This window comes from Lentzea sp. DG1S-22 (assembly GCF_036321065.1).
In the GTDB taxonomy this organism is placed as follows: Bacteria; Actinomycetota; Actinomycetes; order Mycobacteriales; family Pseudonocardiaceae; genus Lentzea; species Lentzea jiangxiensis.
In genome coordinates this window covers 4,827,680-4,845,150 of record NZ_CP143276.1, presented here as the reverse complement: position 1 = coordinate 4,845,150, position 17,471 = coordinate 4,827,680, and the positions used below count along the sequence as shown (strand labels likewise).

The 17,471-nt window shown below is 69.1% G+C and carries 17 protein-coding genes; 11 read left to right on the top strand and 6 right to left on the bottom strand.

Annotation, left to right across the window (positions count from 1 at the left end):
* Window positions 1–41 precede the first annotated feature (41 nt).
* The 3 genes from V1227_RS22155 to V1227_RS22145 form a co-directional block, all read right to left on the bottom strand.
* On the bottom strand, window positions 42–1,025 hold the full coding sequence (locus tag V1227_RS22155; protein WP_329787488.1) for a LacI family DNA-binding transcriptional regulator: 984 nt from the start codon (window positions 1,023–1,025) through the stop codon (window positions 42–44).
* Window positions 1,026–1,127: 102 nt separating this feature from the next.
* Complete coding sequence (locus V1227_RS22150; RefSeq protein ID WP_329787487.1) at window positions 1,128–2,258, bottom strand: hypothetical protein; 1,131 nt, start codon at window positions 2,256–2,258, stop codon at window positions 1,128–1,130.
* Between the two features lie 90 nt (window positions 2,259–2,348).
* Window positions 2,349–3,146, bottom strand: a complete 798-nt coding sequence (locus V1227_RS22145; RefSeq protein WP_329787486.1) for a FadR/GntR family transcriptional regulator — start codon at window positions 3,144–3,146, stop codon at window positions 2,349–2,351.
* Window positions 3,147–3,662: 516 nt separating this feature from the next.
* Between V1227_RS22145 and V1227_RS22140 the strand changes: the two genes are divergently transcribed.
* From V1227_RS22140 to V1227_RS22130, 3 genes are all read left to right on the top strand, one after another.
* Window positions 3,663–4,916, top strand: a complete 1,254-nt coding sequence (locus tag V1227_RS22140; RefSeq protein ID WP_329787485.1) for an aKG-HExxH-type peptide beta-hydroxylase — start codon at window positions 3,663–3,665, stop codon at window positions 4,914–4,916.
* A 381-nt stretch (window positions 4,917–5,297) separates the two neighbouring features.
* Window positions 5,298–6,017, top strand: a complete 720-nt coding sequence (locus tag V1227_RS22135; protein WP_329787484.1) for an LPXTG cell wall anchor domain-containing protein — start codon at window positions 5,298–5,300, stop codon at window positions 6,015–6,017.
* A gap of 195 nt (window positions 6,018–6,212) precedes the next feature.
* Window positions 6,213–6,941, top strand: a complete 729-nt coding sequence (locus tag V1227_RS22130) for an LPXTG cell wall anchor domain-containing protein (protein WP_329787483.1) — start codon at window positions 6,213–6,215, stop codon at window positions 6,939–6,941.
* On the opposite strand, the gene V1227_RS22125 is transcribed toward V1227_RS22130, so the two are convergent.
* Window positions 6,938–7,714 (bottom strand): aminoglycoside phosphotransferase family protein, encoded by a 777-nt coding sequence (locus tag V1227_RS22125; RefSeq protein ID WP_329787482.1) that lies wholly within the window; start codon window positions 7,712–7,714, stop codon window positions 6,938–6,940. The genes V1227_RS22130 and V1227_RS22125 overlap by 4 nt on opposite strands.
* Window positions 7,715–7,730: 16 nt before the next feature.
* Window positions 7,731–8,237, bottom strand: a complete 507-nt coding sequence (locus tag V1227_RS22120) for a DUF305 domain-containing protein (protein ID WP_329794082.1) — start codon at window positions 8,235–8,237, stop codon at window positions 7,731–7,733.
* A 143-nt stretch (window positions 8,238–8,380) separates the two neighbouring features.
* Between V1227_RS22120 and ctaD the strand changes: the two genes are divergently transcribed.
* The 8 genes from ctaD (at window position 8,381) to V1227_RS22080 (ending at window position 15,412) form a co-directional block, all read left to right on the top strand.
* The gene (gene ctaD, locus V1227_RS22115; RefSeq protein ID WP_329787481.1) at window positions 8,381–10,171 is read left to right on the top strand and encodes an aa3-type cytochrome oxidase subunit I; all 1,791 of its coding nucleotides are present in this window, start codon (window positions 8,381–8,383) and stop codon (window positions 10,169–10,171) included.
* A gap of 81 nt (window positions 10,172–10,252) precedes the next feature.
* Window positions 10,253–11,467: a phosphoserine phosphatase SerB gene (serB, locus tag V1227_RS22110; RefSeq protein ID WP_329787480.1), complete on the top strand. Its 1,215-nt coding sequence runs from the start codon at window positions 10,253–10,255 to the stop codon at window positions 11,465–11,467.
* Window positions 11,468–11,523: 56 nt separating this feature from the next.
* On the top strand, window positions 11,524–12,144 hold the full coding sequence (locus V1227_RS22105) for a peptidyl-tRNA hydrolase (RefSeq protein WP_329794081.1): 621 nt from the start codon (window positions 11,524–11,526) through the stop codon (window positions 12,142–12,144).
* A gap of 30 nt (window positions 12,145–12,174) precedes the next feature.
* Complete coding sequence (locus tag V1227_RS22100; protein WP_329787479.1) at window positions 12,175–13,563, top strand: phospholipase D-like domain-containing protein; 1,389 nt, start codon at window positions 12,175–12,177, stop codon at window positions 13,561–13,563.
* Between the two features lie 22 nt (window positions 13,564–13,585).
* On the top strand, window positions 13,586–14,161 hold the full coding sequence (locus V1227_RS22095) for a bleomycin resistance protein (RefSeq protein WP_329787478.1): 576 nt from the start codon (window positions 13,586–13,588) through the stop codon (window positions 14,159–14,161).
* 4 nt (window positions 14,162–14,165) lie between these two features.
* Window positions 14,166–14,471 carry a PadR family transcriptional regulator gene (locus V1227_RS22090; RefSeq protein ID WP_329787477.1) on the top strand — a complete coding sequence of 102 codons (306 nt, stop codon included), beginning with the start codon at window positions 14,166–14,168 and terminating at the stop codon, window positions 14,469–14,471.
* Window positions 14,468–14,767 carry a hypothetical protein gene (locus V1227_RS22085; RefSeq protein WP_329787476.1) on the top strand — a complete coding sequence of 100 codons (300 nt, stop codon included), beginning with the start codon at window positions 14,468–14,470 and terminating at the stop codon, window positions 14,765–14,767. The genes V1227_RS22090 and V1227_RS22085 overlap by 4 nt, the downstream gene beginning before the upstream one ends.
* A gap of 48 nt (window positions 14,768–14,815) precedes the next feature.
* On the top strand, window positions 14,816–15,412 hold the full coding sequence (locus V1227_RS22080; protein ID WP_329787475.1) for a hypothetical protein: 597 nt from the start codon (window positions 14,816–14,818) through the stop codon (window positions 15,410–15,412).
* Here V1227_RS22080 and V1227_RS22075 read toward each other — a convergent pair.
* Window positions 15,381–17,300, bottom strand: a complete 1,920-nt coding sequence (locus V1227_RS22075) for an ATP-dependent DNA helicase (RefSeq protein ID WP_329794080.1) — start codon at window positions 17,298–17,300, stop codon at window positions 15,381–15,383. The genes V1227_RS22080 and V1227_RS22075 overlap by 32 nt on opposite strands.
* Window positions 17,301–17,471: the final 171 nt, after the last annotated feature.

Genomic DNA, 17,471 nt, shown 5'->3' with positions numbered 1-17,471 from the left:
GCAATATCCAGACGAAAACTCGCAAGAAGACGACTGACTTGCTACCTGGCTGGAGCGGTCGACGCCCTCACCACCAACTCGGGCTCGAAGAGCAACTCGTCCGGCGCCACGGCGTTGCCGGAGATCTGGTTGGCCAGCAGCTCCACAGCCGCCCGCCCCATCGACTCGATGGGCTGGCGGACGGTGGTCAGCGGTGGATCAGTGCAGGTCATGAAGGCGGAGTCGTCGTACCCGATGATCGACACGTCCTTGGGCACGTCCAGCCCGGCCCGTCTGACGGCCCTTATCGCACCCAGCGCCAACGGGTCGCTGGCGCAGATGATCGCCGTGACCCCGCGCTGCACCAGCTTCGTGGCCGCGGCCTGCCCGCCCTCCAGGCTGAACATGGCGTGCTCGACATCCGCCCCGCCGCTCTTGGTGATGGCCTCGAGCTTCCGCTGGCTCGGCACGTGGTCCGGCGGCCCCAGCACGGCCCCGATCCTCTTGTGCCCCAGCGACGTGAGATGCCCGTACGCCTGCTCGACCGCCACCGCGTCATCGCACGAGACCCGCGGGAACGCCAGGTCGTCTATGGCGGCGTTGACCAGCACCGCAGGCAGTTTCCGGGACATCATCTGCTGGTAGTGCCCGTGACTGGCGTCCTTCTGCGCGTACAACCCGCCGGCGAACACGATTCCGCTGACGTGCTGCTCGAGCAGCAGCTCCAGGTACTCGGCCTCCGTCACCCCGCCGGCCGTCCTGGTGCACAACACGGGCGTGAAGCCCCTTTGCGCCAACGCGTTCCCGACCACGTCCGCGAACGCGGGGAAGATCGGGTTCTGCAACTCGGGCAGCACGAGCCCCACGAGCCTCGCCCGTTCACCCCTGAGCTGCGTCGGCCGCTCGTATCCCAGCACGTCGAGTGCGGTGAGAACGGCGCTGCGCGTGGCGTCCGAGACACCCGGCTTGCCGTTCAGCACCCGGCTGACGGTGGCCTCGCTGACCCCGACCTTGGCCGCGACTTCGGCCAGCCTCCGTTGCGTCATGACGCAAGTGTACGCAATTTCTTGCGTCCGTTTGCGTGAGGCGGGCCGGGGAGCCCGTGCACCAGGTCGACTGGTTCCGGCGCATGCCGAACGGCGGCACCGTCAATGCCGCGCCTCCCGCCACATCAGAGCCACCCCGTGGCCGGGGAGCAGCCACGACCGAACGGTGAGGTCGTCCAGGTCGTCCGCCTTCAGCCACTGCCCGGTCACCGTGTTGGAGCGGAACAGGAACGGCATGATGGAGAACTCGTGCCTGGGGGAGTGGTCGACCGTGAGCCCCCTTGCCTCGAAGCGGATCTGTTCCACATAGGACGGGTAGGGCGCCTGCCAGTAGCAGAAGCCCTCGTTGGTCCGCTGCAACATCCGTGACGTGATCGTCAGTCCGCGGATCGCGCTCACCAGGTGGTCTTCGGCGATTCCGCTGAGGTCGCACTCGAAGATGCGCAGGTCCCCCAGGTGGCTGTGCGGGCTCCGCTTCGGCTGGGTGCTCGTGGACTCGCGGAAGAAGGTCAGGTAGTTCGGCCACTGGTCGAACTTCACCTCGAGCAGCGGGATCTGGCTCGGTGCGGCGGAACGGCTCACGCCGTCGTGGTCGATGTAGTCGATGGCGATCTTCGTCGAGTGCAGGACGTCGTCGACCGAGTCGAGGAACAGCGACGGGTCGGTGATGTAGTACAGCTCGAAGAGCGGGTAGCGGCAGGCGGCGCTGATCGTGTCCCGCAGCAGCACGTCGCTGGTGGCGAAGATGACGAACCGGTCGACCGGAACGCTGTGCCGGAACTGGTAGCTCTGCGTCGTGATCAGGTGGTAGGTCTTGGCGTTGATGCCCTGGAGCTCCAGCTTCACCGTCGTGTTCGTGCTGATCGTGAGGTCCTTGTGCGGGCGCAGGCCGTCACCCCCCAGCACGCCGGAGACGACGTCCTGGTTCGCCTCGTGCGAGCCGTAGATCGAGGAGAGGAACGTGCGCAGCACGTCGTTCGGCAGCAGGTGTTCGACGATGCTCGGACCTGAGATCTGGCTCAGCTCGCTGACCAGGCGGCGGTGCAGGAACAGCTCGTAGGCGAGGAGCAGGAAGCCGGCCAGCGCGGGCAACGGCCAGAACACGACGAGAACGTCGTGCAGGAGGCTGCGGGTCTCCGGTTGCCAGAGGAACGCGACCGCCAGGTCCGCGGCTGCCAGGACGAGCAACGCGATCGCGACAGCCAGCGCTTGTTTGTGCCTGCGCGCCGCCACCACTCGCCGCCCGCCCCCTCACTCCGCGTTCGTCCATACATGGTGGGAGTGATGGGGGACGAGCGCCAGAGCCTTTCGGTGCACGCCGTATCAGCGCGACTTGCCCCAGATCGGGTTGTCCGACACCCCTACGTACGTGCTGAGAGTCGCCCTGGGTGTCGTGTCGTCCGCTGCCACGTCGTCGTACAGACCCAGCAGATGCGTGGTCATCGCGCTCTTCGCGCCCACTTCGTCGTGCCGGCGCAGGAACCAGACGATCTGGTCGTGTTCGTTGGCGGAACGGATGTGCACCTCACGAGAAGGGTGCGCGTGCCGCTTGCAGTCCTGCAGGCCGGGCACGAGTGCCAGGTACATCTGCTCGAGGAGCTCGTTGTGGCTGGCCCGGATCAGCGCCGAGTGGAACTCCTCGTCCGACTCCAGGACCTCCTGGACGTCGTCGACGGGCGCGCGCTGGTAGCGGCGGTTCAGCTTGGCCAGTTCGTCCAGTTCACCGTCCCCCGCCCGGACCGCGGCCAGGCTGGTGGCCGTGGTCTCGAGCGCGATCCGCACTTCCAGCAGGTCCGACTGGGAGAACTGGCGGGCCGCGAGCCGGCCTTCCAGGTGTTCCTCCACGGCGGCCAGGTCGGTGCGGCGCACGAACCAGCCCAGGCCGCGTCGCACCTCGACGATGCCCTGGAGCTGGAGCCGCTGCAGAGCCGTGCGCAGCGACGACCGCGCGACGTCGAGCTTGCGGGCCAGTTCCGGTTCGGTGGGGAGGCGGTCTCCCGCGTTGAGGGTGCCGCCGATGATCTGCTCGCGGAGCTTCTGCTCGATCAGTTCCGGCAGGGGCCGTCGCGAATCCGGCGAGAGCGCCCAGCTCTCACCGAGATGCGTGTCGTCGGCGGACATCGGTCCAGCTTAGGCCTGTCGCAGGCTGGTTGCAACTTGTCTGGCAACCAGTCGACGGTTGACAGACAACCTACAAGACGGGACCCTGAACACAGGCGAGACGCCCAGGACCGCCCACTCCTGGGGGCCCACGCTCGCTTAGTCGGGAGGTAACGAGATGTCTGCAGGGAGTGCACTCGGAATAGCAGCCGCCGTGGCGGTCGCCGTCACCGCTATCGGTTGGCGCACCGTGCTCACGATGATCGCCGTCTCGGTCATCGCGCTCGCCGTCGTCGGCTTCGTGAACGTCACCAGCATCATGTTCGGATGAGGAAGACCAGCTGGAAGTCGGTGCCCCGGTCCGCGTCGCCAGACGCGAGCCGGGGCACCGGCCTTTGTGCGGCCTCCCGGTGTGTTGCGCGCGTCACGATGTGCCGTACGCTTCGCGCGATCAGGGACGCGCCGCACGTGCAGGGGTGTCCCTGACTTCTTTTTCGTCGGGGGACGTCGGCACGGGTCTGTCACTACGGAGTCTCGGTGGTTGGTTCGCCTGTCGCGAGCACGCATGCGCTGCATGCCGCGATCGCACCCGCGGCCGCGCTGGTCGATGAGCGACGCGCGCTCTACCGGCTCGCGGTCGACCTGTTCGCGCCCGGTGCCGAGTTGTCGGACAACCTCGTCGACCACCCGATCGTCCGCTACGAGATCGGCCGCGTGCTCGCCGGGCAGGGCCACCTCGATCTGGAGCGGCTGGCTGAAGCCGCGGCTGTGCGCGTGCGCGACGTCGGCGTCGCCGTGGTGTCCGACCCCGCCGCGGCCCGGGTGATCGAAGCGCCGTTGCGCATCGTGGCACCACCCGGCGTCAGTCCGGAGCCGCTCACCGAGGCGGACGGAGCGAGGTTCGACGGCGCTCTGGGGATCGTCGCCGAGGGAGTCCGGCTGTTCCGCGAGATCGCTCCGGAAATGGCGGACGACCTGCTTGCGCACGTGTCGATGCTTGCCGTGCTCAAGCGGGAGACGTCAGGCGGTGTCGTCTCGGCGTCGTCGCGCTACGTCCCGGGGATCGTGCTCATCGACGAACCGTCCACTCCGCTCGAAGTCGCGGAGGCGCTGGTCCACGAGGGTGCGCACGAAAAGTTCTTCGACCTGGCGATCGTGAAAGAATTTGTCGACGCCAGGGCGGAAGACGCCGATTGTTTCGAGAACTCGTGGTCGCACGCTCGATGGCCACTGGAACAGACCTTCGCGGCATGGCACGCCTACACCTGCCTCGCGCAGTTCAGCACGTCTGCCGGCACCGAACCGCCCGGCCCCTTCTCACTGCTCCCGGTCGCCCGCGCGCGGGCGACCGAGATCGGTGATTGGTTGCTGGAGCACGAAGAAGTCCTGCTCTCCGACGCGCGTCAACTGCTTCACGGACTCTTCGGTTCACCCGCTGGTGACGTGATTCGGCGATCCGAAGTGGACTGTGCCACCCTTTGCGACGAGACCCTTGATGACGGCCACTTCCGCCTCCATCCGGACGTACGCATCCGGCGTGCGTCCACCGGACGCGCGGTTGTCGGCCGTGCCACCCAGCCACCCGGCATCTTTTGGCTCGATTCCGACGCGAGCTGGGTTGTAGGCCAACTCAACGACAAGACCCCAAGATCGGTTGAGCTCCTCTTGCCACAGGCGTGCGAGGAATGGCAGACCATCTCGGATCTCGCATTGCGACGCTTGAGAACCACGATCGGTTCGCTGGCGTCGTGGTCCCTCATCGAGCCAGCACATACATCCGAGAAGGAATGATGACCACCCCGAACGAACCACTTCGCCGGCCGCAGGCTCCGCACAGCGCAGGCGCCTCGCTCCCTCATCTTCCGACCGGGGCCGGCCCGGTGATCGGCCAGCCTGTGAGCTCCGTGGACTGGTTCCGGCGCATGCCGACCGGCGGTGGCACCGTGTTCCTGCGTCCTGCCGAGGTCGAGCAGAACGATTGAGCGCCGCATTGCTGTTCCGACCTGAAGGGGCCGCCACGGCGGCCCCTTCGGCGTTCGGTCGTTCAGGATTCAACTTCACGGACGCATAACAACTCGGCCACAAGGGTGTAGTTGACCGTCATCTAGGCCGATCGGGCGACGTCGATCGTCTTAGATCGCCGAATCCGCCAACCCCCACGGAGTAATGACGATGCGCCTGACGCCCCTCAGAAGATCCGGCCTGGCCGGTGCCGCCGCGGTGGCTGCCGTGGCCACCCTCACGCTGGTCGCCACCGCGTCCGCCCGGCCTGACCAGCCGGCTCCCGGCTCTGGTGACGACCGCGCGGTCGCGTACGCGGGCAACGTCGACATCAACCACGACGACGCCTGCACCGTCGGTGGACTGAGCGGCACCCCGATCGCGCCCGGCAAGTTCACCTTCACGGGTGGCGTGGGCAAGCAGGACCTCGACATCACCGCCGGCCCCGAGGGTGTGACGGTCACCGGCATCGTGGTGAAGGGCGCCGACGCCTACAACGTCTACCTCGCCGGCAAGCTCGGGTCGCTGCCGTGGAACGACCTGCGGTCGCCGCTGAAGAACGACAAGGTTCCGGACATCAGCCACTGGTACGGCTGCGGTGTCAAGGACACGACGACGACCACCACCACGACCACGACGACGGCCACCACCACGGTCTCGACGGTCACGCTCTCCTCGTCGCCCAGCTCCAGCACGAGCTCGACGACGACCACCACGACTTCCGGCGCGGTCGCGCCCACGACGACCACGACGGTCGCGCCCGTCCCGGTCGCCGACGAGGACGACCTGGCCTCGACCGGATTCGGGTCCGCGTGGCTGCTCGGGCTCGGTGCCGCGCTCGTGGCCGCCGGTGCCGCCGTGCTGTTCGTGATGCGCAGGCGTCGCGCCTAAGCCCACGCCATGAAGAAGCCGCCCCACGCGCCCGTAGATCACTACGGCGCGTGGGGCGGCTTTTTCGTTTGGGGTTACACCTCACGGAGCAATAACGACTCGGCCACGAGGTGCGCTGTTGATCGTCACCTAACCCGTTCGGGGGACGTCGATCGTCTTAGATCGCGGCATCCGCCGACCCCCACGGAGTGACCGATGCGTGTGACGCCTCTGAGACGTTCCGGCCTGCTCGCCTCGGCCGCCCTGGCCGCTGTGGCCTCGCCGGTGCTCGCGACCAGCGCGTTCGCCGACGAGGTGACCACGGACGACCCGCGTGCGCAGCCGTTCTCCCAGTTCGTCGACGTCAACCACCCCGATGCCTGCGCCGTGGGCGGGCTGAGCGGGAACGTGGTCCTGCCGGGTGAGTTCGCCTACACCGGCGGCGACAACCGGAAGCACCTGAACATCACCGGGTTGCCCGAGGACGTGGAGGTCACGGGCATGCTCGTGAAGGCGGGGGACGTCTTCAACGTCTACCTGGCCGACGAACTCGGAGACGCGCTGCCGTGGAACGAGCTGCGCGCTCCGGTCGTCGACGGCGGAACCCTTCCGGAGATCGGCCAGTGGTTCGGGTGCGGTGTCGCTGTCGAACAGCCGCCCACCAGCACCACGACCACCACGACGACGACCACCACCACCACGTCCGAGTCGACCGTGACCCACACGTCGACGCCGACTTCTGCTTCGAGCTCCGAGCCGGCCACGTCGTCTTCTTCCGCTGAGGCCGCGCCCACGACGACGACCACCGTTGCGCCCGTGCCGGTCGCCGAGGTGCGGGACCTCGCCGCTACCGGCTTCGGATCCGCGTGGCTGCTCGGCCTCGGTGCCGCGCTCGTGGCCGCCGGTGCCGCCGTGCTGTTCGTGATGCGCAGGCGTCGCGCCTAAGACCACTCCACGAGCACGCCCCAGAGCGTGCCGAACATGGTCCGTGTTTCCGCGTGGAACTCCACGTCCGAAGGAGCCGCTCCGCCGCCGTACAGCTCTACGGCGCGTGAGGCGGCTTCTTCGGTTGTGGAGCAGGCCAGGTCCCAGGCGACCGGTCCGAGCCAGGCGTCCTCGAAGTCGTTCCATACGGGGCCGGACGGGGTGAGCAGCAGGTTTCCGGGGTGGGCGTCGCCGTGGAGGGGCTGGACGTCGCGGTGGTGCTCGGTCCAGCGGGCCGCCAGCGAGTCGCGCCACGCGTGGAACCCGTCGAGGTCCGGCACGCCACAACGGGTCAGGTAGGCCAGGACGTTGTCCACGTCGTCCAAGGGGCCGCGAACGGGCAGCGGGCCTTCGTAGTGCCTCAGTTCGGCGTGCAGGTCCGGTAGGAGTTTGAGGACGTCCTCGCGCGGTAGCCGGGCGCCGGGCTCGTGCGGGACATACGTGCTGAACGACATCACGAAGCCCTCGACCGTGTGGGGTCCTGCGGGCAGCTCGCTGGACGGTGTCACGACCGGCACGCCGCGAGCCGCCAGGAACGCCGAGATCGACAGGTCACGCGCGAAGTGGTCGGCGACGGAAGGCCTGATCAGGGCCGTGCGCGCGGCTACGCGGGCCACGACCGGGGCCGGGCGCAGGTGCACGAGGACGTTGCTGCCCCGCTTCAGCACGACGGGGTCGGAGGAGACCACGCCGTGTGAGGTTGCCAACGAGACCGCGGCTGACAGAGCGTCCACGGGCGGAAGGCTGGCATCAGCCCTGGGGGAGGAGCGACTCCATTTCCGCGATCTCCTTCTCCTGGTGGCTGACGACGTCCTGGGCGAGCTTGCGCGTCTCCGGGTCGGTGCCGGCCGTCAGGTGCCTGCGGGCCATCTCCACGGCGCCGCGGTGGTGCTGGATCATCAGCGAGAGCCACTGGCGGTCGAACTCGGTGCCCTCGAGCTCGGCGAGGTTGCCCAGGTCGACCACGCCGTGCGACTCCGAGTGGCCGTGCGACGTGTGCGACGACGCCTGGACCGGCGCTTCCCAGGTCCGCAACCAGCCGTTCATCCGGTCGATCTCGGGCTTCTGGGCGGCGGAGATGCGCTTCGCCAGGTCGGCGAGGCGGGGGTTGTCGGTGCGGTCGCCGACGAGGCCGCTCATCTCCAGCGCCTGCTCGTGGTGCGGGACCATGCCCTGCGCGAACGCGACGTCCGCGGAGTTGTGCGTGGCGGGAGTGCCACAGGCGGCCAGCGACAGGACGGAAGCGACAGCGAGCATTCGGAGCACGGCGGCAGGATACGTGTGACCTGCGCTACGCCGCTGGCCACCGGCCCCGGCCCACCCGAATGGAGCTGATCGGTTGCGTCTAATATCCCGGGGAGTTTCCCGAACGACTGGTCCCACCAAGGCCTGGAGGCACCGTGACGGCCGTAGCCCCGCAGCCGATCGCAACGCGTCCTTATCCGACGCGCACTGCGGTCAAGGGGTCCTTCCTGCTGCGGATGTTCCGCACCACGGACCACAAGCAAATCGGCATCATGTACCTGGTCACCTCGTTCGCCTTCTTCATGGTGGGCGGCGCGATGGCCATGCTGATCCGAACCGAGCTTGCCCGGCCTGGCATGCAGTTCCTGAGCCAGGAGCAGTACAACCAGCTCTTCACGATGCACGGCACCGTGATGTTGCTGCTGTACGCGACGCCGATCGTCTTCGGCTTCGCGAACTTCATCCTGCCGCTGCAGATCGGCTCACCCGACGTGGCGTTCCCGCGGCTCAACGCCTTCTCGTACTGGCTGTACCTGTTCGGCGGCCTGATCGTGATGGCGGGCTTCATCACCCCCGGTGGTGCGGCTGACTTCGGCTGGTTCGCGTACACGCCGCTCAGCAACGCCATCCACTCGCCGGGTGTCGGCGCCGACCTGTGGATCTCCGGCCTGGTGGTCGGTGGTCTCGGCACCATCCTCGGCGCGGTGAACATGATCACCACCGTGGTCTGCCTGCGCGCGCCCGGCATGACGATGTTCCGGATGCCGATCTTCACCTGGAACATCCTGGTGACGTCGGTGCTGGTGCTGCTCGCGTTCCCGATCCTCACCGCCGCGCTGCTCGGCCTGCTGGCCGACCGCCACCTCGGTGCCCACGTGTTCGACCCCGCCAACGGCGGCGTGATCCTGTGGCAGCACCTGTTCTGGTTCTTCGGCCACCCCGAGGTCTACATCGTCGCCCTGCCGTTCTTCGGCATCGTGTCGGAGATCTTCCCGGTGTTCAGCCGCAAGCCGATCTTCGGCTACAACGGCCTGGTCTACGCGACCCTCGGCATCGCCGCCCTGTCCGTCGCCGTGTGGGCGCACCACATGTACGCGACCGGCGCCGTGCTGCTGCCGTTCTTCGCCTTCATGACGTTCCTCATCGCGGTCCCGACCGGTGTGAAGTTCTTCAACTGGATCGGCACGATGTGGAAGGGCCAGCTGACGTTCGAGACGCCCATGCTGTTCAGCATCGGCTTCATCGTCACGTTCCTCTTCGGTGGTCTGTCCGGCATCCTGCTGGCCGCGCCCGCGATCGACTTCCACGTGTCCGACACGTACTTCGTCGTCGCGCACTTCCACTACGTGCTCTACGGCACGATCGTGTTCGCGACCTTCGCCGGCATCTACTTCTGGTTCCCGAAGATCACCGGCCGGTTCCTCGACGAGCCGCTCGGCAAGCTGCACTTCTGGACGACGTTCATCGGCTTCCACGCGACCTTCCTCGTCCAGCACTGGCTGGGCAACGAGGGCATGCCGCGCCGGTACGCCGACTACCTCGCGTCCGACGGCTTCACGACGCTGAACATGATCTCGACGATCGGCGCCTACCTGCTGGGTGCCTCGACGCTGCCGTTCATCTGGAACATCTTCCGCAGCTACCGCTTCGGCGAGGTCACGACGGTGGACGACCCGTGGGGCTACGGCAACTCGCTCGAGTGGGCGACGTCGTCCCCGCCGCCGCGGCACAACTTCACCGAGCTGCCCCGGATCCGTTCGGAGCGCCCGGCGTTCGAGCTGCACTACCCGCACATGATCGAGCGGATCCGCAACGAGGGCCACGTGACCTTCACCGGCAAGACGATCCCGCACGAGCAGGCGCCGCCGGCGCTGTCGGAGATGGCTGCATCGGCGATCAAGTCGGGCACCGCCTCCGAGAAGGACGATTCCGAGCACGACAAGTAACCTGCTCTTCACAGGTTCAACGACGAGCCCCGGCTGCTTCGCGCGGCCGGGGCTCGCCGCGTCTTACGAGGAGACGACGACGTGAAAACGCCCGTGCTCATCACCGTGACCGGACCCGACAAGCCCGGTGTCTCCTCCGTGCTCTTCGCCGTGCTGACGAGGCACGGCGTCGAGGTGCTGGACGTGGAGCAGGTCGTCATCAGGGGCCGGCTGGTGCTCGGCGCGCTGGTCTCGACCGACCACGACCCGGAGGGCCTGCAGGAGTCGGTCGAGCAGGCCATGGCCACCGTCTCGATGCACGTGGAGATCGAGATCGGCGCCGACTCGAAGCGCAGCGCGCGCCTGGAGTCCTCGCACGTGCTGATCGTGCTGGGCCGCCCGGTCACGGCGAAGGCGTTCACCGAGGTCGCGCGCCGGCTGGCGTCGCTCGGCGTGAACATCGACGCCATCCGCGGCGTCGCCGACTACCCCGTCACGGGCCTCGAGCTGCGCGTCTCGGTCGCCGACGACACGCTGGAGAACGACGCCGAGCTGCGGTCCGCGCTCGCCGACGTGTCGGTGCGGGTGGGCCTCGACATCGCCGTCGAACGCGCCGGGCTGACCCGCCGCGCCAAGCGCCTGGTCGTCTTCGACGTCGACTCCACGCTCATCCAGGGCGAGGTGATCGAGATGCTGGCCGCGCACGTCGGGTGCGAGGAGCAGGTGCGCGAGATCACCGAGGCCGCGATGCGCGGTGAGCTCGACTTCGCCGAGTCGCTGCGCCGGCGGGTCGCGCTGCTGGAGGGCCTCGACGAGAAGGTGCTGGACGAGGTCGGGGCGTCGCTGGAGCTCACGGCCGGCGCGCGCACGACGATCCGCACGCTGAAGCGCCTCGGGTTCTTCTGCGGGGTCGTGTCCGGCGGGTTCACGAAGGTGATCACGGGCCTCGCCGACGAGCTGCAGCTCGACTTCTGCGCCGCGAACACGCTCGAGGTCGTGGACGGCAAGCTGACCGGCAAGGTCGTCGGCGAGATCGTCGACAGGCCGGGCAAGGCGGTCGCGCTGCGCCGGTTCGCCGAGGAGGTGGGCGTGTCGCTCGCCCAGTGCGTCGCGGTCGGCGACGGCGCGAACGACATCGACATGCTCAACGCGGCGGGCCTCGGCATCGCGTTCAACGCCAAGCCGGCGTTGCGCGAGGTGGCGGACACCGCGCTGTCGCACCCGTTCCTCGACGCGGTGCTGTTCATCCTCGGCGTCACGCGGGCCGAGGTGGAGGCCGCGGACGCCGCGGACGGCCTGGAGCTGACCCGGCTGTGACGATCCTCGACCTGATCGCCTCCCGGAACTACGCCGAGGAGTCCGAAGTCCGCGCGATGCCGATGGTGCTGCGCATCGAACGCGTCGACCCGCCGTCCAGGACGGCGCTGCTGGAGGCCGCGGCCGCTTCGGCGGTCGCGGTGTGCCTCGACCCCCGTGCCGACGTGGGCGGGGAGTGGCACGAGGCCGTTCGCGCCTGGGTGGCCGGGCGCATCCGCAAGGTGTCGCGGCGGGCCCGCGGCGTGCAGTGGGAGGCCGTGCAGGACCTGCCGGGTGTGACGATCACCGTGGACGGGGCGTCGGTGCGGTCGCTGTTGCCCGTGCTGGTGTCCGAGACGCCCCGCGAGGTCGCCAAGCTGCAGATCTCCGGTTCCGACCTGCCCGTGGACGAGCCGGGGGAGGTGCCGGAGGGCGCCCGGCTGCTGTACGTGAACCCGCGCGTCGAGATGTCCGCGGGCAAGCTCGCGGCCCAGGTCGGGCACGCGTCGATGCTGCTGGCGCCACGGCTGTCCGAGACCGAGCTCAAGGCGTGGGCGGACCTGGACTACCGCTGCGCCGTGCGCACGCCGTCCCCGGCCGAGTGGGACGCGCTGATCGGCCGTGACGACGTCGTGGCGGTGCGGGACGCGGGGTTCACGGAGGTCGAACCCGGTACGACCACGGTGCTCGCCGTTTAGAAGCGCGTGAATCGGGTAAACCCGCGTCTCGTGGGCCTACTCGATGTTCTCGACGCCCGGCTCGGCGACGGGCTGGAGAATCTGCTCTGCTCCCACCACACGCGAAGACTGCGGCGGCTGGGGTGGGGCGACGTGCTCGAAGGCGACGGCGCGGGGTGGTTCACCCCGCGCCGTCCGGTGCAGCACGGCAACAACATCGAGGTCCTGGTGGACGGGGCCAACGCGTTCCCCGTCATCGCGAAGGCGATCGAGGGCGCTCAGAAGTACGTCCACATCGCGAACTGGCACGCGTCGCCCGACTTCCGGCTGACCCGCGAACCGGGGGCGCCGCAGCTGCGCGAACTGCTGTCGGCCGCCGCGGAACGGGTGCCGGTGCGCGTGCTGCTGTGGGCGGGCCCGCCCGTGCCGTTCTTCGAACCGACGCGGAAGCGCGCTCTGGCGGCGCAGAAGGCGTTCCTGGAGTGCGGTGCGGTCCGCTGCGAGCTCGACGCGCGCGAACGCACCCTGCACTGCCACCACGAGAAGATCGTGATCGTCGACGACGTGGCGTTCGTCGGAGGCCTCGACATGACCGCGGTGGAGGGCGACCGCCACGACTCGCCGGACCACCCGCCGCGCGACCTCGGCTGGCACGACCACATCGCGCGCCTCGAAGGACCCGTCGTCGCCGAGGTGGCCGCGCACTTCGCCGCGCGCTGGCTGGAGATCGCGGGAGAGACCCTGCCCGCGCCGGAGGTGCCGCCCGAGGCCGGGTCCTCGTCGGTGCAGCTGGTCCGCACGGTCCCGGAGAAGACCTACGACTTCTCCCCGCACGGCGACTTCAGCCTGCTCGACTCGTACCTGCGGGCGCTGCGGGCGGCGGAGTCGTTCGTGTACGTGGAGAACCAGTTCCTGTGGTCGCCCGAGATCACCGAGGTGCTGCTGGAGAAGCTGAGCAACCCGCCCTCACCGGACTTCCGGCTGGTGCTGGTGTTGCCGCAGAAGCCGAGCAACGGCGCCGACACCACGCGCGGGCAGCTCGGCCGGATGCTCGACGCCGATCCCGGCAAGCACGTCCTCGCCGCGACCCTCGTCTCCCACGGTGACGCGCCCGTCTACGTGCACGCGAAGCTGTGCATCGTGGACGACAAGTGGATGTCCGTCGGCTCCGCGAACCTCAACGAGCACTCGCTGTTCAACGACACCGAGGTCAACGTCGTGACCGACGACGCGGACGTCGTGCGGGCGACGCGGCTCAAGCTGTGGGCGGAGCACCTGCACGGCCTCGAGGGCGACGTCTCCGGTCCCGTGCACGAGGTCGTGGACGGGATGTGGCGCCCGGCTCTGGAGCGTCCGGCGCGCGTGACGTCGCTGCCCGGCGTGTCCCGCCGCGCCGGAAGATTGCAAGGACCGTTGCGCGGATTGCTGGTCGACGGCTGACCTGCGGGTCTAGCGTGGCGGCGTGGCCAACGAGGTGACGATCCCGCTGCTGCCGTGCGAGTCCATCGACGAGGTGGCCGAGTTCTACGTGATGCTCGGGTTCACCGTCACCTACCGGCAGCACCGGCCGAACGCCTACCTCTCGGTGCGGCGCGAGGAGATCAACCTCCACTTCTTCGGCGTCCCCGGCCACGGCGCCGAACGGTCGTACAGCTCGTGCCTGATCCAGGTCGAGGATCCGCGGGAGCTGTACGAGGTGTTCGCCGCGGGCATGCGCGCGGTGTACGGGCAGGTGCTGCTCACCGGCATCCCGCGGATGACACGGCCCCGGCGCGACGGGTTCCTGGTGGTCGATCCCGGCGGCAACTGGATCCGCGTGGTGCCGGCCGTGCCGGAATCCGTGCGGTCGAACGGGCTGTCGCGGGCGTTGACCAGCGCGGTCACGCTCGCCGGGTCGCACGGTGCCCAGCGGCAGGCGTTGAAGATCCTCGAAGGCGCGCTGGCGCGGGAGGTGCACGCCTCCGAGGAGGAGCGGGCGTCGGCGCTGCAGTTCCGCGAAGAGCTGCTTGAACGTCTTAATCTACATAGGTGGTCTTAGTGGCGTGGAGCCACTGCAACGCATCGGCAAGGCCACGGTCGACGTGCTCGAGGTGCTGCTCGGTGCCGGGGAGCCGCGGTGGGGCCTGGAGGTCATCAAGCTCACCGGCAGGCCGTCCGGGAGCGTCTACCCGCTGCTGGACCGCCTGGAGCGGGCCGGCTGGGTCACTTCGGCCTGGGACGACGACGCCGAACGGCGTGGGCCGCGCCGGCGCATGTACCGGCTGACGCCCGAAGGTGCGGCGGAAGCGCGTCGGGTGGTGGCGCGGGCTGCTCCGGCGCCGCGGTTGGTGCCGAGGACGGCGCAGTGAGAGCGGCGTTGTTGTTGGTGCGGTTCGCGGCGGCGGTTGTGGGTGATGACCGTTATCGCGAGCAGTGGGAAGCAGATGTCTTGGGGGCGCACGAACTCGGCGTGTCGCCGTTGGGCGTGGCGTTCGGGACCGTGCGCGCCGCCGTTGCCATGCCTCCGAAAGGGGCTGTTGTGGCTGGAATCGGTCCGTTGGGAATCGCTGTGAAGCACACCGGGGCGTCGCGTGGACGGGTGCTCGCCATCGCCGTGGTGTCGGCGTTGTTCTTGCTCGGCGGCATCGTGTTGCTGTTCGCTTGAGCAAATAGCTCGGTGTCGTTTCGGCGATGCCGGGCTTAGCTTCGGGCGGTGGCGAACGAACTGACAATCCCCCTCCTGCCCTGTGCCGACATCGACGAGATGGCGGCCTTCTACGAGATGCTCGGCTTCTCGGTCACCTATCGGCAGACGCGGCCGAACCCGTACGTCGCCTTACAGCGTGAGGACCTCAACCTGCACTTCTACGGGTTGGAGGGACACGTTCCGGAGAACTCGCACAGCACGTGCGTGGTCGTCGTCGAGGACACCGGGCCGTTGTACGAGGCGTTCGCGGCGGGGATGCGCGCGGTGCACGGGAAGGTGCTCATCTCCGGCATCCCGCGGATGACCCGGCCGCGGGTGCGCAACGACCGGTACACCGGGTTCGCCGTCGTCGACCCGGCCGGCAACTGGATCCGGATCACCAAGGCGGCTCAGGAACCCGAGGCGCGCACGAAGCTGGCCCGGGCTCTGGAGAACGCGGCCCGGCAGGCGGACGCGCGCGGGGACGAGCGGCAGGCGTTGAAGATCCTCGAAGGCGCGCTGAAGCAGGCCGGCGGCTCCGAACCGGAACTGCCGGAAGCCCAGGCCTACCGCGACGAGCTGGTCGAGCGGATCACTTCGTCTGAGCCGCGTCCAGGCGCTTGAGGGCCGCCCGGACCACCTCGGGGTCGTAGGTCGTCCAGAACGGGGGGAGGGAGGCGCGGATGAAACCGCCGTAACGCGCCGTGGCGATGCGCGGGTCGAGGACGGCCACCACGCCCTTGTCCGACATCGACCGCAGCAGGCGGCCCGCACCCTGGGCCATCAGCAGGGCCGCGTGCGTGGCGGCGACGGTCAGGAAGCCGTTGCCGCCACGGGAGTTCACCGCCTTCTGCCGTGCGGAGGCCAGCGGGTCGTCCGGGCGCGGGAACGGGATCCGGTCCATGATCACGAGCTGGAGGCTCGGGCCCGGCACGTCGACGCCCTGCCACAGCGAGAGCGTGCCGAACAGGCACGAGCGCTCGTCCTCGGCGAACTTCTTGACCAGCAGGCCCGTCGCGTCGTCGCCCTGGCAGAGGATCGGGTGGTCGAGCTTGTCCCGCAACGCCTCCGTGGCCGCCTTCGCCGCCCGCATCGAGGAGAAGAGCCCCAGCGCGCGACCGCCCGCCGCGTTCACGAGGCCCTCGATCTCGTCGAGGTACTCCGGCGGCAGCCCGTCCCTGCCCGGCTGCGGCAGATGCCGTGCCACGTAGAGGATCCCGCTCGTGCCGTGCTGGAACGGCGAGCCGACGTCGAGACCGGTCCACTTCGGACCGTCGATGTCCTTCTCGGTCGCCGCGCCCTCGATCTTGCGGACCTTCTCCGACGGCGGCAGCCCCCACTGGCGCGCCATCGCGTCGAAGGCGCCACCGAGCGTCAGCGTCGCCGACGTCAGGACAGTGGTGCGCTTGGCGAACAGCCGCTCCCTCAGGAGCCCGCCCACACCCAGCGGCGCGACCCTGAGCGACGGCGCCTTCTGGTTGAAGTCGCCCGACACCCACACGACGTCGCGCTCTTCGTCGAACGCCTCCAGCACGCGCACCGCGCAGTCGTGGACCTCTTCGAGCAACGCCAGCGCGAGCTTGCGCGCCGTCGCCCCGTCCGGGTCTTCCTTCCTCTCCGGCCCCATCGCGGACACGCAGTTGTGCGCCGCGTCGCGCGTCGCCGCCAACGCCCCCGCGAGCGCCCGCGGCAGCGCGTCGAGCCGGCCGGACGGCATGTCCTCGAGGATCATCGCGAGCCCGTCGCCCGCCTCGGCGAGCCTGTCCGCGATGTCCTGGTCGATGAGCCTGCCGCACCGGCGCGCCGCCATGGACACGGACGCGCCGCTCAGCTCCTCGGTGGCCACGGACGTGACGCGGTCGACCAGGTCGTGCGCCTCGTCGATGACCACCACGTCGTGGTCCGGCAGGACCTGGTAGCCCTCCAACGCGTCGATGGCGAGCATCGCGTGGTTCGTGACCACGACATCGGCCTTGCCCGCCTCGGCCCGCGCCCGTTCCGCGAAGCAGTCGGACCCGATCGGGCACTTGCTGACGCCGAGGCACTCCCTGGCCGTGACGCTGACCTGCCGCCACGCCTGCTCGCTGACGCCGGGCACCAGCTCGTCGCGGTCACCGGTCTCGGTGTCCGACGACCACTCGTGCAGCCGCTTCACCTCACGCCCGAGCTTCGACACCGCGAACGGGTCGAACAGCGCGTCGTCCTCCGGCTCGTCGGGCGCCCCGTTGTGCACGCGGTGCATGCACAGGTAGTTCCTGCGGCCCTTGAGGATGGCGAACGTGGGCTCCCGCCCCAACTCCTTCTTGAGCGCCTTGGCGAGCCGCGGCAGGTCCCGGTCCACCAGCTGCCGCTGCAGGGCGATCGTGGCCGTCGAGACCACCACCGTCTCCTCCTCGGCCACCGCGTGCCGGATCGACGGCACCAGGTACGCCAACGACTTGCCCGTGCCCGTGCCCGCCTGGACCGCGAGGTGCTCGCCGGTGCGGATCGAGTGGTCGACGGCCTCGGCCATCTCCACCTGACCGGGGCGCTCCGCACCGCCGACGGCGTGGACGGCGGTTTCGAGCAGGCTCAGGGTGGGGGGAACTTCAGGCACGGGACAGACCGTACCCGGCGGGTCCGACAGCCCCGGTCAGGAGTGGCGGAGTGGGTGGGCTTCGAGGGTGGCGTGCGTGTACGGGGC